Raw genomic sequence first — 14,345 nt, 5'->3', positions numbered from 1 at the left:
CGGGCAAGCGGTTGAGCAAGTTGTAATAAGGCTGGCACACCACGGGGCCGGGCATGTTCAGCTGGCGCGCCATGTTGACCATCTCGGCAATGCGCCAGCCCCGAAAATTGGAGACGCCCCAGTAACGAATTTTGCCGTCACGCAGCAAAGCTTCGATGGCCCGCAAAGGCTCTTCCAAGTCCATGCCGTTGTAGTCGCGGTGCAGGTAATAAATGTCCAGGTGGTCGGTGTCCAAGCGTCGCAAGCTGTCCTCGCAGGCTTGCAACATCCAGCGACGCGAGTAGCCTTGGTGGTTGGTTTGGGCCGACATGGGGTTGCCCACTTTGCTGGCCAACACCCATTGCTGGCGTTGCCCCTTGAGGATTTGACCCAGCACTTCTTCGGATTTGCCCAAGGTGTAGATATCGGCCGTGTCCATGAAGTTACAGCCCTTGTCTTGGGCATCGGCCAAGATGGAGCGCGCCTCTTCGGTGCTGGTCTGGTCACCAAACATCATGGTGCCCAAACACAGGCGAGAAATTTTCAAAGGGCTTTTGCCCAGGGTGGTGGTTTTCATGGCAGGGTCCTTGGCATTGGAAACTTAGCCTGAGAGCCTAAACCCAACACAGGACTTGGGCTGTCACCCGTGTGGCGACTGGTGTCAAGGCTTGGACTTGGCAGCCGCCACTTGGCGGGCCTGTTCTTCACCGCTTTGGTAGTGCGGAACGCGCAAAATCAGGCGTTTGGTGCGCTGGATGAAGCTGTTGCGGCCCTTGACTTCTTCGGCCCAGTATTTGTCGGCCAAGGCGATGTTGGCCTTTTCATCGAGCAAAAAGGCCTCTTTGGAGCCTTGACCGCCAAACAGATAAAGCTTGCCGCCTGTCATCTTCCAGCTGTCCGCGTCGCCGCCCCAAGGGATGCCGAACATCACGCCATTGGCGCAGTAGCCGCCGTACTCGGGCAAGTAGCGCGTGGGCGACTGGTCAAACAGGGCTTGGCTTTGGGCGCTGGCAAAGCGAAAGTCAACGCCCTCATAGCGGCTGACAAATTCGGGCTTGCCCTGCACATAGGCCCCCTGGGTGAAATACGCGGTCACATCGGCCCCTTTGAGAAAGAGGTGCTGGTGCTGGCTGTCTGCCACAGCATTGACGGGCTTGTAGTTGCCCGACGGGTTTTGCGCTTGCATCGCGCTGCAGCCCGACAAGGCCACCAAAGACAAGGCCACGGCCAGCGCAGCCAGTGCTCTGGTCACGCAATGAGAAGGCTTCAAAGTCATTCCAACATCTCCACAGAAAAAGAGCCTCAGCATGCCTTAAACAGCCCACTGTTCGCTGGGCGTGTGCGCAAAGTCCGGCTGGGCGTCGGCATATGGCAGCGGCCAGCCCAGCAGGGCACTGGCGCATTCACAACGGGCACGCAGTTGCCGGGCATCGGCACCACCCAGGTGCAAGATGCCGTAGCGGTAACTGCCCAGCCATTTGAAATCGCGCTCGGTCTGGCTGGCGGTCTTGGCAAAACAAAACAGCAGCGCGTCGGGGAAAGCCCGTGCCAGGGCTTGCTTTTGGCTTGACCCCGGCATGTGCACCGGCTTGCCTGGCCTGAAGCTGCGGTAGACAAAGCTGGCAGCAGCACCGGCACTGGGCGCAGCGCGGGGCAGGTCTGCAGGGTCTTGGCCGCGCGCCAGCGCCAGCGCCAGGGCGTGCAAGTCCAGCCCCTGCACCCGCAGGTACAGGTCTGAAAACTGCGAGGCCATGCGCGGATTGAATTCGATCACACCCAGCCTGTCTTGCGCAGCGTCATAAAAAAACTCCATGTTGAACAGGCCATGGCTGAAACCGACCGCCGCTAAAAATCGCCTGGCCACTGCCAGTGCACGGGCCTGAATGTCGGCATTCAGGCGGCTGGGCATCTCAAAACGCATGAAGGCCTGGGTGTTGGGGTAATGCAGCGCGTCCACCACCCCAAGAGCGTGCACCTGCCCCTCAAAAACGTAACCATCCAGGTTGTATTGATGGCCGTGCATGGGCTGCTCCAGCAGCATGTTGTGGGCACTGGGCACGTTGGGCAGTCGCTTGCGCACCACCCGCTCAAAAGGCTCGACCAGATGGCGGATGACCCACAGCTCCCAGGCATCAAAACGGGTGTGGGCCTGCAGCTCTTCGCGGTTGTGCACGGTGCGCGCCAAAACAGAAAAAGCAGCTTTGACCGGTTTGACAAAAGCGGGATAGCGCAAGCCCTCGGGCACGGGCTGGTCATAGTCGATGTTCAGGCCCTCAAACTCACAGGAGGCCTCGGGGCACACCTCGGCCATCACCTGGCGGGCATACAGCTTGTGCTGGCAGGCCAGCACCGCTGCCACCGGGGTGCCGGGCCAGCCCATGCGTTCGGCCAGCAAGGCCGCGGCCAACACGCCAAATTGCTCATGGTTGGAGACCACGGCCTGCCAGCCACGGCGCTTGGCTTTGGCGGCCAGTCGTTGAACAAAGCCTTCGATGTCAAACCAAGCCAATTGGACGTTGCTGGGAAAACTGAACAAATCGAAACCCGCAGCGTCGACGGGGTAGCGCTGGGCGTTGCGGGCAAAGCCCAACTCATCCCAGTCGTAGTTGAAGAGCACCAGGGTTTTCATGCTTGCACGTCAGACCCGTTGCTGGCGAAGCCATGGCTTTGAAGGCGATCGCCCAAGCCGCACGGCGCTTGATTGGGGCCATTTTCTTTCATGGCGGCAATGTGCGGGCAATGGCTTGGGCCAATTGCCAAAGGGCCAAGCGGTGGGCAGCGACCAGTGCAGCAGCATCCGGCCCGGTGCTGGGCACGGTCAAACGGGTGGTGTGGGCCATGGGCTGGGCACCAGGCTGGCCAGCAGCGCCCTGCGGGTGGGTGCTCCAGCGGGCTTGCACACTCACGCTGCGCCCGCCCGCATCAACGTCCAGCGCCAGCAACTCTACCCGCAGTTGGCCTTGCACCGCCACGCCGCCCAGCGGCGCGGTCCACAGGCTGCCCGCACCGCGCAGTGCACGCAAATCCTGGCTCAGCACCCGGGGCACACTGCGCGACAAAGGTTCGGCCCACAGGTGTTGGGCAGCCCATTGCACGGCATGGGCCCCTTGGGGCAGCAGCAATTCATCGCGGTCCAGGTAGTCCGGCACACGCACGGGCAGCACCAACTGCCAAGGTGTTGCCGTCGGGCTGGGCTCGGGTGCCGCGACCGGGGGTTCGCTTTTGAGCACATAGACCGTGGGGTCAAGGGCCGGGCTGGCGCAAGCGGCCAAAAAAACGACAAAAGAACCCCAGGCAGCGGCCCGCAGACAAGCCAATGCACGGGCCATGGGTCTTTGGGAGCGGCATGAAAAGGTGTGAGGCATGAAGGTCTCCAAATGGGGGCGCTCAGGGCTGAGGCGCCCGGCCGCGCAAGAGCACATCAGGCTGGCGCTCCAGCAAACGCGTGAGCTGACTCAGATCGCGTGCAGCGCGCGCCACGTCCTGCGCTGCGCGGTCCAGGTTGTGCACCAGCTCAGCGTTGTCACCCACAGTGCTGCGCAAACTGGTGGCAGTGGTGGCGAGTTCTGTGGCGGCACGTTGAACCGCCTGGAGCGTCGGGGAGTCATTGGCCACCGCCGCATCCACGCGCTGCGCGGTTTGGGCAAAGCGCTCGGCTGCCCGCCCCAGGGCTTGCGCGGCGCGCTGGGTCTCGCTCAGGGTGTTCTGGGCCGCAGCAGACAAGGGCGTGACCTGGCTTTGCAGCTGCTGCGTGAGCGTGCGCACATCGGCGCTCAGTTGCGCAAGGTTTGCGACTGTGCTTTTGAGTTGCGGATCGGTCACGAACTGGCGCGTGGCTGCTGCAATGGCGGCCAGATCTTGCAGCGCAGCATTCAGGTCAATGCCTTCGATTTGGGACTGCAGGGCCTGGATGGTGGTGGGCAGCGTGGGGATATCGATCAAGCCCCCTGCAACGGGTGCAGGCGCGGCCAGCCCGGGGCGCAAATCCAGGTCGACATACAACAAACCGGTGAGCAAACTTTGGGTAGACAGCTTGGCGCTCAAGCCTTGCGCCACCAGGGCCTGCAGTGCCTGAGCACCAGCACCGCCCTGGCCGGACAAGGTGCTGACGGCCTCCTGATTGAGCGCGGCCATGACCGGAATCACCACCGCTGCATGGCTGTCGCGGGCCAGGCCCACGCTGACCACACGGCCAATGTTGACGCCCCTGAAAACCACAGGCGCGCCCACCTGCAGGCCATAGACCGAGCCGGCAAAACGCATCATCACCCGGTCTTGCGGGGTGAACACCTGGCCACCCAAGACCAGTGCGATGGCCATCACCATCAGCGCCAGGCCAGACACCACAAACAGGCCTACCCGAAAGGCTTGGGGATGGTTTTTCATGGGGTGCCTTGGCGGTGAAGAAAGGCACGCACGCGCTGCGGGCCGTGGTGCAACAGGGTCAAGGGGGCATCCAGTGCGGTCATGGTTTGGCGTTGTTCATCGAGAAAAAGGGCGCGGTCTGCCACCGCAAAAATGCTGTCCACCGCGTGCGTGACCATCACCACCGTGGTGCCCAGGCTGTCACGCAGCGCAAGGATGAGTTCATCGAGCCGCCGGGCGTTGATCGGGTCCAGCCCGGCCGTGGGTTCGTCCAGAAACAGCACGTCTGGGTCCAGCATGAGGCAGCGGGCCATGGCCACGCGCTTGCGCATGCCGCCACTCAAGGTCGCGGGCAGTGCATCAAAACATCTGTCCAGGCCCACCAAAGCCAGCTTGAAACGGGCCAGCTGTGCCATGGCCTCTTCGGAGTCGGGTGCAAACAAGCGCAGAGGCAGCATGAGGTTTTCACCCACCGTGAGCGAACTCCACAGCGCGCCCCCCTGAAACATCACCCCCAAACGGTGGCGCAAGGTGTTCACAGCGGTGTCCGATGCTTGGTACATGTCCAGCCCATGGAGCCAGACGCGGCCAAACACCGGCGGCTGCAGACCCACCAAGTGGCGCAGCAGCGTGCTTTTGCCGCTGCCGCTTGCGCCCATGATGGCCAACACCTCGCCCGCCTGCACGTCAAAGTTCAGACCGGTTTGCACCGTCTGCGCGCCCCAGGCCAGGCTCAGTTGTTCCACACGCAAAATGGCCGCCATTCAAAAACCCAAACTCTGCAGCACCACGGTGCTGCCACAAGCGGCCATCACGATCCAAACCAAGGCCTTGACCACGGCACGCGTCGTGGCCACACCAATGGCCTGGGCGGTGTGGCCCGTATAAAGGCCCTCGCGGCACCCGGCCAGGACCACCAGCAAGGTGTACATCGTGCCCTTGAAAAGGCCGATCCACAAATGGGTCCAGGTCATGGCCTGCAGGCATTTGTGCAGGTACTCGGCGGCGGGCACACCATACACCCACAGCGCGGCCGGCAGGCCCGCCAGCACCCCCACCAGCATGGCCAAGGCAATCAGCAAGGGTGCCACCAGCAGCATGGCCAGCAGTCGCGGCAACACCAAATGCACCAAGGGGTCGATGCCCAGCACGCGCAAGGCATCGATTTCTTCGTTCACCGCCATGGTGCCCAGCTGCGCGGCCATGGCCGCGCCAACGCGGCCCGCCAAAATCACGCCCGTCATCAGCGCCGCCAACTCGCGCACCACGCCCACCGTCACCACATCGGCAATGAAACTCTGAGCCCCCATGCGACCGAGCTGGGCACCGCCCATGTAGGCCAGCATCAAGCCCACCAAAAAAACCGTGAGGCTGACAATGGGCAAGCTGCCCGGGCCCATGTGGTCCATGTGTTGCAGCACGTCGGCCCACCGGAACACGCGCGGGCGCTGGCGCACCCGGCCCACGGCCAGCACCACTTCACCCACAAAGCCCAGGGTGGTGCGCGCCTGTGCCCATGCCGAAGGCGACAGCGCCACCGCACGCTCGGAGCCTGTCGCCAAGCCATCGGTTGTCGCCAAGCCAGACGGGTCATGCCTGCCCGGTTGGCGCAGAGCCAGCGCCAAGGGGGCCGCCAGCGCAGCGGGCAAGGCACTGAGGTCCAGTGTCCACCGGCTGCTGGACAGCGGCTGCAACAAGGCCCACAAGGCTGGGGCCTGCTTGGCGTCCTTGGGCAGACTGGCGGGCAGCGCATCGGGCAGGACAATCCGCACCCGGCCCGCCGCCGCGCCAGCGGGTGCACAGACCGCGCCCAGCGCACGCCACTGCGCGGGCAAACGCAAAACCCAGCCTTGGGCCTCTTGCGCCCAATGGACAGTGCTTGTGCTGGGGTCTGGGGTGGTCGGCATGAACGCAGTTTAAACCGCAGGATTCGGGCGCGCGAGCCGAGTCAGCTTGAATGCTGGATACGCTCAACAAATGGGGACAAGCGTGCCATCAGGCACTGACGCGAGAGGCCGAATGCAGCCCCATGACGCCCAACACAATGAGGCCAATGCTGACCAACTTGACTGCAGTGGCAGGCTCTTTGAAGCAGTAAACACCGATCAGTGCCGTGAGCACCGTGCCCACGCCCGACCACACGCCATAGACCACGCTGAGCCCCAAGACGCGAACCACCAAGGTATTGAGCCCGAAAGATGCCGCATAAAAAACAAAAATGAGCACCGATGGCAGCAGCCGCGTGAAGCCCTCAGACAGGCGCATGCTGGTGGTGCCCGCGACCTCCAGCAAAATGGCCACGGACAACACAGCCCAAGCTTGAGAAACGGTCAAGGTCAACATGGCAGGGTGAGATAAAAGCTAAATAAGAAACTCTTTATGCCAAAAAATGAGGCCTAAAGAAATTGAGTGTGCCACAGGCAAAAGGACGCAGCAGCGCAGTGAAGACAGCCCATGGAGCCGACTGTTTGCCTGAAACGCAAGACAATAAGCCGACACCTGCGCCCTCATCTTTGGACTTCTGAACGCCAGATGCCGGCCGAACTTGCGCCCACGGATAGAACGTTTGCAAGCCCCAAGCCTGTGACATATTTTCTTGGATCACCGAGCGTCTGGGTTGGATCGCGATCTTGTTCCTCCAATCTTTGCCCTATTGGGCAGCACTGATCTGCCGCCTGATTGAGTACCGCCACGCAAATGGCCAAGCCCCAAAGACCTTGTCAGCGAAAACAAACTGAGACCAGACCGCCTGCGTTGACCCTGCGCTGGCGGTGGGGCTTCTGGGCCGACACACTGTGCTGTTTGGCTCAGCGGCCAAGCGCTCGGCCCTGCCCGCTTTGTCAGGCCTTTGCAGCACAGCTGCCCACGGCTTCGTGGGACTTGGCGACTGCCGGGTTCTGACCCAGCAATGGCATTGGGCTTTGAGCACTTGGCCGACGATCTCTTCGGATTTGCCCAGGGCGCAGGTATCGACCGTGTCCCATTTGGCCAGCCAGTCTGTCACCTGCGATGGCGGTCTGTGGTGTGGGGCAACGAAGGGGACGTGGCGCACCCAAGCTGCACCGGCACGCTGCGCTTGAGGGGGGCCAGACGGCCTGGCTCGGCGCTCAACGGCCGGGCAAAGGCCAGTTCAGCTGCAGCATCAAACCCGCATCGTTGAGGATGTTGATCTGGGCAGAGAAGTTTTGGCTTTGGTAACCCACAGCAGGAATGAAGCCGGGCGAAAAGCCATTGTTGTTAAACGGCACTTTGTTGTTGAAGGGCTCTAAGTAGCCGTAGATCAGACCTGCCGACCACTTCACAAACAGGCCGTTGATGTCCAACACATTTCTGTACACCCCACCAAAGGGGTAGATGTAGGTGCTCGGTTGCCCAAAGGAGTTGGAGAAGAACGTGGCCCCGATCAGCGCATTGCCTGGGCTTTCTTTCTCTAAGCCCACCAGCCACACGTACTCGTGAAATTCGCTCTTGGAAAAATGCTTTGTATAGGGGGCATAAAGAAAATTCAAGGGCTTGTCGCTGGACCAGGCTGCGACTGTGTGTTTAAAAATGCCCCCAGTCCCGTCGGCCCAAGCGGCGATGGGGGCAGTCAGCAGCAAAGTGGCCAGGCATGGGGCCCCAAACATCGAGCGCATGATCAACACACGGAATTATTTCAGTTTGAATTCAACCGACGCACCAAACAGATTGACCCCGTTGTTGGGCAGTTTGATGCTGGCGTTGCTCAAGTGCCTGAAGGCAAAGCCGACACGCCAGTCGTGGTTGGGGCTTGAAATTCCAAACCCAAAGTGGTCTGTGAATTGGAAATGGGTGGATTTTTGGCGCTCGCCGATGTTGACCTCGCTGACATAGGACGCGCCCACACCCATTTCGAAGTCCAACAAATGGGGGGTGAAATCGAATGTCTTTTCCCAGCGAATCATGGGGATGACGGCCACATCGTAAGCAGAACGGGCAAATCGCGAAGCGCCGTCGACTTGCCAATGGGACAGGTTGAGCATGGGCTTGTAAGACAAGCGCCAAGTCTCCAGTTGTTGCAAGGTGCATTCGTGCTGGAAGAAACCCACCGTTTTCAAGCTCAACTCTTCGTCCTCGCCGTACTCCAAGCGCAGCTTGTTGCCAAGCTTCGCACAATCGGTGAAGGGCGCACCAATGACTGCGGCGTAAACCCAAGTGAAGACCGAGCCAAAAATGGCCGATTGTTTATACGGAATGTGCCGTTTCGGTTGCGCCTGGGCCAGACTGGCGGACAGGACCAAGAGCAGCACCAAGGCTGAGCGCAATGCGGTGGAGGTGTGTTTCATCAAAGGCAACTGGGAGAAGGTGGGCATCAACGCAGGGTGTGGGTGTACATCACCCCCACACTGTTTCGGTCAATGAGGGGCGAGAAAAAAGACTGCGCTGCCGGCCCACGCGACCCGCTCAGGGTGCTGGTGGCTTGTTTGGCGAAATACCAACCCAGCACAATTTGAGACAGGTAGTGCTTGTCATCGTTCAAGCGAGACAAGGGTGTGGCCAGCGACGCCGCCATGGCGGTGTAATAAATCCAAGGCTGGTCTTGGTGCATCTCGGCCAGGGTCAAAAAGGGAATGGCACCCACAAACGCGTGCCCACTGACACCGTTGTTGTCTTTGAAAGGACGCCAATCGGCGCCGTGGGCGCGGTTTTCACTGGGTCGCGACCCACCCGTCAGCACCTGCGCCGTCAAGACTGCGGGTGCACCGACCACCAAAGCCCGAAATGTGCGGTTGCCCCACTCTCCCATGCCCAAATCACCCGATGTGTCCAGGTAAGTGGCCGCCACGGACAGGGGCAGCAGGTAGGTCCATTCGCCAAACAATTTGGCGGTTTTAGACCAATCGTCGGTGGTTTGACTGCGCTGGTGTTTTTGGTAATGGGTCGAGACGTCCTCGTCTATGGTGTGTGCAGACACTGCACCCAAGCCCATCGCCAAGCCCAATCGGTACAAATTGGGTTTGCTGTAAAAAAGCGCGTAATCACTCGCGATGTCTTGTTTGCGAAGGGCGTGGGTGTGCGGCTTGTCTTGTGCCTGAGCAGAGCCCCAGGCCAACAGGGCCATGAGCAGGACGACCGTGGTTTTTTGGAGGCGTTTCATCGGTTGACCGGGTTGAGTGCAAAATGACAAAATTATCAAATCAAGATTTGAAGGTGATTTTACCGGATGCCTGTTCTGTCCAGGCTGCGCAGCAAGTCATTTTCAGCGCCGCTTGTCGAACCGCTTGCGCCAAACTTCTGGCAATTCGCTGTAGGGCGTGGTGCGGCCATCGGACCACTGCACACTGTTTTGCGTGAAGTCCACCTCGTGCGACTGGCGGTCGGGCAAAACAATGGCGGCTTTGGGGTCGTTGTGCAGCGTGATCATGTAAGGCGAAACGACTCGGATTCTATCGGCGGGCACTGGGCTGCGCAAACTCAGTCCATCCAAAGCTGCCGCCGGCTGGACGCCCATCAAGTCGAGGATGGTTGGCAAGATGTCGGCTTGTGAGACAGGCGCAGACGGCTGCTCGGGCCAGGCTGCCACGCCTGTTTTGGGCGGAAAAACCAGCAAGGGAATGTGGATCACCGCATCGCTCAAGTCGCCATGAAAACGGGTCTCTTGGTCGCCCACATACTGCCCATGGTCTGAGGTGAAAAACACCCAGGTGTTGGGGCTTTTCTCATGCACGAATTTCACCAATTTTTTGAGGTAGAGATCGGTGTACCACACCGTGTTGTCGTAAGCATTGACGCTGTTGGGCGAGCTTTCTGGCAAAAATTGCTTCAGCTCGCTGGGAACTTGCGATGCAAATGGCGGATGGCTGCCACTCATTTGCGTCACCAACATGATGGGGGCTGGGTTGCTTTTCAAGGCCCGCGTCCAAAAAGGGAACACCCCCTTTTCCAAGACCCGGTGGTCATCTGCGCCCACCGACACATTCACCGACGATGAAAAATCCGTTCCCTGCTGAAAGTGGTTCAGGTCTTTGTCCACAAACAAGCGGTCAATGTTGCGCCACTGGAAGTCTTGCGCCGTGATGAGCGCGGTTTGGTAACCCGCACTTTGGGCGTAGTTGAAGACGCTGGGGGTTTTGTAAATCACACCCTTGGGGTCAATGCCTTCCAGGCCATGCAGCATGTAAGGCACGGAGACCATGGTCCGGGTCCCGATAGCCACGGCATTTTCGTAAAGCCAAAGCTCGCCCAGGTCGCGCATCCGGCTCAGCTCTGGCGTGGTGGGCCGTTCGTAGCCTTGGATGCCCATGTGCCGGGGTGACAGGCTCTCGCCAATGACCCAAATGATGTGGGCTGCGTTGGCTGCGGGAGAACTGGTGGCCAATGACGGCCGCGCAATCACCGCATCGCTGTTTTTGCCTGCGCGCAAATCCAAAGCCCTGACCACATTGCCCATGTAGGCAACCGGGGCGATCTGAAAGGCGGGCGCGCTGTACCAGTTGGCACTCAAAATAGCAAAAAACAAGGTGGCCAGCAGGCGCGCGCTCCAGTGCCACCAACGGCTGGGTTGAATGGCCCAGCCCATGACCCCGACCACCACCGCGACTGAAGCAAGCGCTGCCAACAAGGGCTTGAGCACCGAGCCATTTTCCGCATACAGCGACAAGGCCATGACCGGGTCGGCCACAAAAAAGCGCAAGTCGAACACACCGATGAATTTTTGGTAAACCCCAAAGTAAGCCGCCTGAGCGAAATAAACCAAACCCGTGGTGGCGCACACCAAGCCAAAAAATACACGGCTGCGGTGACGCAATCCCCTGAGCCATTGGAGCAACACCCACAAGACAAACAAGCTCAAGCCAAAGTTGACTTGAAAGCGCAGGCCATTGATGTTTTCAAGCAACCAGCGAAGGTCGCGCACCAAAAACAAATCCACCAGACCTAAAAAGGCAGTGGCCAGGGCCAGGGGCGCAAAGCCTTGCATCGTGGTCGGCGCAGGGGGTATGGGGTTGGGCACAGCGTGGGCCTCGGGGCTTGTTACCCGCCCAGAGGCGAGATGAGATTGAAAAAATGCGGCTCAGTATGGCACAGGATGGTCGCGCCGAATACGCTGGCGGCCAGAGCCCAACTTGGCCCCGCCAAAGTGCCCCAAGGGCCCTTTGCAGGCCCTCAAGGAGCGGCGCAAATGCGAACAGCAAAGTGCGCCAAGGTGCGCCGCAGGTGCGCCAAGGTGCGCCGCAGAGGTCGAGGCTGGCGGCTCAAAACCCAAGCCGCATCAGCCTTGCAAGGCGGCTTGGCAGATGGCCGAATCGTTCGCGCTGACCTCGCTCACCTCTTTGTGGGCGTAGTCAATTTGCGCCAACACATGACGCACCACCGCCAAGCGGGCACGGTATTTGTCGTCGGCACGCACGAAGGTCCAAGGCGCCACGACGCTGTGGCTTTTGGCCAATGTTTCTTGGATCGCGCGGGAAAAGGCATCCCAGCGGTTGAGCCCCTCCACATCGATCCAACTGAGTTTCCAATGCTTCAACGGGTCACTTTCGCGCGCCAGCAAGCGGCGCAATTGTTCGGCCCGGCCCACGTCAAGCCAAAATTTGACCAACACAATGCCCTCGTCCACCAAGCTTGCTTCAAAACTCGGCAGTTGACGGAAAAAAGCTGCACGTTGGTCTTCGGTGCAAAACTCGAAAACCGGCTCCACAACGCCCCGGTTGTACCAACTTCGGTCAAAAATCGTCATCTCTCCAGCGGCGGGCAACCAGTCAACATAGCGCTGAAAATACCACTGCGTCGCTTCGCGGTCCGAGGGTTTGGGCAAAGCCACAACCGTGGCATAACGCGGGTTGAGGTTTTGCGTCAGCCACGAAATCGCGCCCCCCTTGCCCGCCGCATCACGCCCCTCAAAGACCAAGCACAGCCTCTGCCCAGAGGCTCGGATGTGGCTTTGCAGCTTGACCAGTTCAATCTGCAGCGGCTTCATTTGGTTTTGAAACTCGTCTTTGCCCATCCAAACTTTGTAAGGGTAGTCGTCGGACAAAATGTCGCGCTTTTTGCCTTCTTTGACCGCAGCGCGAATGTCAGCGGGGGCAGATTCTGCGAAATAACGGCTGATGGCGCCTTCAAAAGGCAAGTCAAAGGCTGTGGTCATCGGGTTCTTGGCATCGGGTCGGGTTGAAGAAAAGAAAGCCTGTGTTCAGTTTTCGGCGCGCAATTCAACCCGGCGAATTTTCCCGGAGATGGTTTTGGGCAGGGCCTCTCTGAACACGATTTCTCTGGGGTATTTGTAAGGTGCGGTTTGTTCTTTGACAAAGTTTTGTATCTCTGCAGCCAGGGCCTCAGAGGCGACAAAGCCTTTGGCCAAAATGATGAAGGCCTTGACAATCTCACCGCGCAATTCGTCGGGCTTGCCCACAACGGCCGCCTCAGCCACAGCCGGGTGTTCGATGAGCGTGGATTCGACTTCAAAGGGGCTGATGCGGTAGCCCGAGGAAGAAATGATGTCGTCAGACCTGCCCACAAACCAGATGTAGCCCTCTTCGTCGCGCTTGGCGGTATCGCCTGTGTAGTACCAACCGTGGCGAAAAGCCTGAGCGGTGGTTTGCGGGTCGCCGAAATAGCCCCGAAAGAGCCCGGGCGGATAGGGATCGGTGACTTTGACGGCGATGTGCCCCACCTCATGGTGGGGCAAGACACGCCCGTCATCGTCGACGATGTCAACGTGCATTCCAGGGCAAGGCTTGCCCATGGAGCCGGGCCGAATGGCCATGCCCGGAAAATTGGCCACGATGTTGATGGTCTCTGTTTGCCCGTAGCCGTCGTAGATGTCACACCCAGTGGCCAGCTTCCAAGCCCGCATGGCTTCGGGATTGAGCGGTTCACCAGCGCCAAAACAGTGGCGCAGCGAGCTGAAATCGGCTTGCGACAAATCGGCTTTGGCCATGGCTCGGTAAATGGTTGGGGGCGCACAAAAGGTGCTGACCTTGAAACGGGCGATGATGTCCAAATGCATCTGCAGGTCAAACCCCTCACCGTCGTACAACACGATGGTGGAGCCAGCGGTCAATGGCGGGTACAAAAGCCCCCATGCCGCTTTGGCCCAACCGGTGTCGGTCAAGGTCCAGTGCACATCGCTTTCGCGCAAGTCTTGCCAGTAACGGCCCGTGATGGCATGCGCCAAGGCATAGGCATGGTCTCTTTCAACCATCTTGGGCAAGGACGTGGTGCCAGAGGTGAAGTAGATCAGCATGGGCTCTTGCGAGCGGGTCGGCTCAATCCTTTGACGGTCGATCAGTGGGGCCTGCGCCGCGCAGATGCGCTCAAAAGAGTGCCACCCCGCCCTGTCTTCACCCACCAAGATGGTGTGCTGCAAAGCGGGACACAGTGGCCCAATCGCTTCAATCGCTGGGGCATGCGACGGACCGACCACCGCCACAGATGCGCCCGATCGCTGGAGTCTGTACGCCAGGTCTTTGGCTTTGAGTTGGTTGGTGCCGGGCATGGCGATGGCCCCAATCTTGGTGCAAGCCAACAGCACAAAGTACCACTGCGCAATGCGAGGGAGCACCACCAAAACGCTGTCGCCTTTGCGCACCCCCAAATCCAACAGGGCATTGGCGAAGCGGTTGGACTCGCGCTCGAGATCGCTGTAGCGGTAGTGCGTCACGTGTTCGCCTGAGCGGTCAATCGCGATCAAAGCCAGTTTGTCGTTTTCTTGGGCGCGTCGGTCGACCACGTCAAAACCGAAATTGAAAAATTCTGGAACGCTGTAAGAAAAGCGGGCCCGTTCGCTGTCGTAATCAAAGTCTGCAAATGGCGTTTTCATCCGATCGGCTTTCGTCTTTGGGGTTGTCAGTGGCTGTTGGACGCGCACCAAGCACAGGCCCTGCCACAGCACCAGATACAGGGCGTGCAGCGCAATGCAGGGGACCCAACTGCGCGCATGAAAATAAAGTATGACACAGCTCTTGCTCAGCCCAGCGCAGTGGACCAGTGAACGCCTGGCCCATTAACCCGGCCGCACAAAGTGCGACCCGATCGGGTGCGCA

At 59.9% G+C, this 14,345-nt stretch carries 14 protein-coding genes; all 14 read right to left on the bottom strand.

Features of this window, described 5'->3' with window-relative positions:
* The coding region (locus ACIQ39_RS05590; protein WP_396433621.1) for an aldo/keto reductase at nt 1–556 on the bottom strand (556 nt) is incomplete at its 3' end.
* Between the two features lie 84 nt (nt 557–640).
* A complete protein-coding gene (locus tag ACIQ39_RS05585; protein WP_396433620.1) occupies nt 641–1,255 on the bottom strand; it encodes a YHS domain-containing (seleno)protein in 615 nt (204 codons plus the stop codon).
* A 36-nt stretch (nt 1,256–1,291) separates the two neighbouring features.
* Nucleotides 1,292–2,608: an acetyl-CoA carboxylase biotin carboxylase subunit family protein gene (locus ACIQ39_RS05580; RefSeq protein WP_396433619.1), complete on the bottom strand. Its 1,317-nt coding sequence runs from the start codon at nt 2,606–2,608 to the stop codon at nt 1,292–1,294.
* An 88-nt stretch (nt 2,609–2,696) separates the two neighbouring features.
* The gene (locus ACIQ39_RS05575) at nt 2,697–3,344 is read right to left on the bottom strand and encodes a membrane integrity-associated transporter subunit PqiC (RefSeq protein WP_396433618.1); all 648 of its coding nucleotides are present in this window, start codon (nt 3,342–3,344) and stop codon (nt 2,697–2,699) included.
* Nucleotides 3,345–3,366: 22 nt separating this feature from the next.
* Nucleotides 3,367–4,365, bottom strand: a complete 999-nt coding sequence (locus ACIQ39_RS05570) for an MlaD family protein (protein ID WP_396433617.1) — start codon at nt 4,363–4,365, stop codon at nt 3,367–3,369.
* Nucleotides 4,362–5,108, bottom strand: a complete 747-nt coding sequence (locus tag ACIQ39_RS05565; RefSeq protein WP_396433616.1) for an ABC transporter ATP-binding protein — start codon at nt 5,106–5,108, stop codon at nt 4,362–4,364. The genes ACIQ39_RS05570 and ACIQ39_RS05565 overlap by 4 nt, the downstream gene beginning before the upstream one ends.
* Complete coding sequence (locus ACIQ39_RS05560) at nt 5,109–6,251, bottom strand: MlaE family ABC transporter permease (protein ID WP_396433615.1); 1,143 nt, start codon at nt 6,249–6,251, stop codon at nt 5,109–5,111. It abuts the gene before it with no gap.
* An 88-nt stretch (nt 6,252–6,339) separates the two neighbouring features.
* On the bottom strand, nt 6,340–6,687 hold the full coding sequence (locus ACIQ39_RS05555) for a DMT family transporter (RefSeq protein ID WP_396433614.1): 348 nt from the start codon (nt 6,685–6,687) through the stop codon (nt 6,340–6,342).
* 764 nt (nt 6,688–7,451) lie between these two features.
* On the bottom strand, nt 7,452–7,979 hold the full coding sequence (locus ACIQ39_RS05550; RefSeq protein ID WP_396433613.1) for an ABC transporter ATP-binding protein: 528 nt from the start codon (nt 7,977–7,979) through the stop codon (nt 7,452–7,454).
* Between the two features lie 15 nt (nt 7,980–7,994).
* Nucleotides 7,995–8,648, bottom strand: coding sequence for an acyloxyacyl hydrolase (locus ACIQ39_RS05545; protein WP_396433612.1), 654 nt, complete (start codon nt 8,646–8,648; stop codon nt 7,995–7,997).
* Nucleotides 8,649–8,674: 26 nt separating this feature from the next.
* On the bottom strand, nt 8,675–9,460 hold the full coding sequence (locus tag ACIQ39_RS05540) for a phosphatase PAP2 family protein (protein ID WP_396433611.1): 786 nt from the start codon (nt 9,458–9,460) through the stop codon (nt 8,675–8,677).
* A gap of 102 nt (nt 9,461–9,562) precedes the next feature.
* The gene (locus ACIQ39_RS05535; RefSeq protein ID WP_396433610.1) at nt 9,563–11,314 is read right to left on the bottom strand and encodes a phosphoethanolamine transferase; all 1,752 of its coding nucleotides are present in this window, start codon (nt 11,312–11,314) and stop codon (nt 9,563–9,565) included.
* A gap of 258 nt (nt 11,315–11,572) precedes the next feature.
* A complete protein-coding gene (gene ppk2, locus ACIQ39_RS05530) occupies nt 11,573–12,448 on the bottom strand; it encodes a polyphosphate kinase 2 (protein WP_396433609.1) in 876 nt (291 codons plus the stop codon).
* 45 nt (nt 12,449–12,493) lie between these two features.
* Nucleotides 12,494–14,122, bottom strand: coding sequence for an acyl-CoA synthetase (locus ACIQ39_RS05525; RefSeq protein WP_396433608.1), 1,629 nt, complete (start codon nt 14,120–14,122; stop codon nt 12,494–12,496).
* Nucleotides 14,123–14,345 lie beyond the last annotated feature (223 nt).

This window comes from Limnohabitans sp., assembly GCF_044361645.1.
Taxonomy (GTDB): Bacteria; Pseudomonadota; Gammaproteobacteria; order Burkholderiales; family Burkholderiaceae_C; genus Limnohabitans_A.
Note: the sequence above shows the minus strand (reverse complement) of the source record. Positions and strands in the feature narration are given on the sequence as shown.

Bases quoted from the DNA above. Each gene is read 5' to 3' on its own strand.
- ACIQ39_RS05585 (WP_396433620.1), bottom strand. From the start codon at position 1,255: ATGACTTTGAAGCCTTCTCATTGCGTGACCAGAGCACTGGCTGCGCTG.
- ACIQ39_RS05580 (WP_396433619.1), bottom strand. From the start codon at position 2,608: ATGAAAACCCTGGTGCTCTTCAACTACGACTGGGATGAGTTGGGCTTT.
- ACIQ39_RS05575 (WP_396433618.1), bottom strand. From the start codon at position 3,344: ATGCCTCACACCTTTTCATGCCGCTCCCAAAGACCCATGGCCCGTGCA.
- ACIQ39_RS05570 (WP_396433617.1), bottom strand. From the start codon at position 4,365: ATGAAAAACCATCCCCAAGCCTTTCGGGTAGGCCTGTTTGTGGTGTCT.
- ACIQ39_RS05565 (WP_396433616.1), bottom strand. From the start codon at position 5,108: ATGGCGGCCATTTTGCGTGTGGAACAACTGAGCCTGGCCTGGGGCGCG.
- ACIQ39_RS05560 (WP_396433615.1), bottom strand. From the start codon at position 6,251: ATGCCGACCACCCCAGACCCCAGCACAAGCACTGTCCATTGGGCGCAA.
- ACIQ39_RS05555 (WP_396433614.1), bottom strand. From the start codon at position 6,687: ATGTTGACCTTGACCGTTTCTCAAGCTTGGGCTGTGTTGTCCGTGGCC.
- ACIQ39_RS05550 (WP_396433613.1), bottom strand. From the start codon at position 7,979: ATGCGCTCGATGTTTGGGGCCCCATGCCTGGCCACTTTGCTGCTGACT.
- ACIQ39_RS05545 (WP_396433612.1), bottom strand. From the start codon at position 8,648: ATGAAACACACCTCCACCGCATTGCGCTCAGCCTTGGTGCTGCTCTTG.
- ACIQ39_RS05540 (WP_396433611.1), bottom strand. From the start codon at position 9,460: ATGAAACGCCTCCAAAAAACCACGGTCGTCCTGCTCATGGCCCTGTTG.
- ppk2 (WP_396433609.1), bottom strand. From the start codon at position 12,448: ATGACCACAGCCTTTGACTTGCCTTTTGAAGGCGCCATCAGCCGTTAT.
- ACIQ39_RS05525 (WP_396433608.1), bottom strand. From the start codon at position 14,122: ATGAAAACGCCATTTGCAGACTTTGATTACGACAGCGAACGGGCCCGC.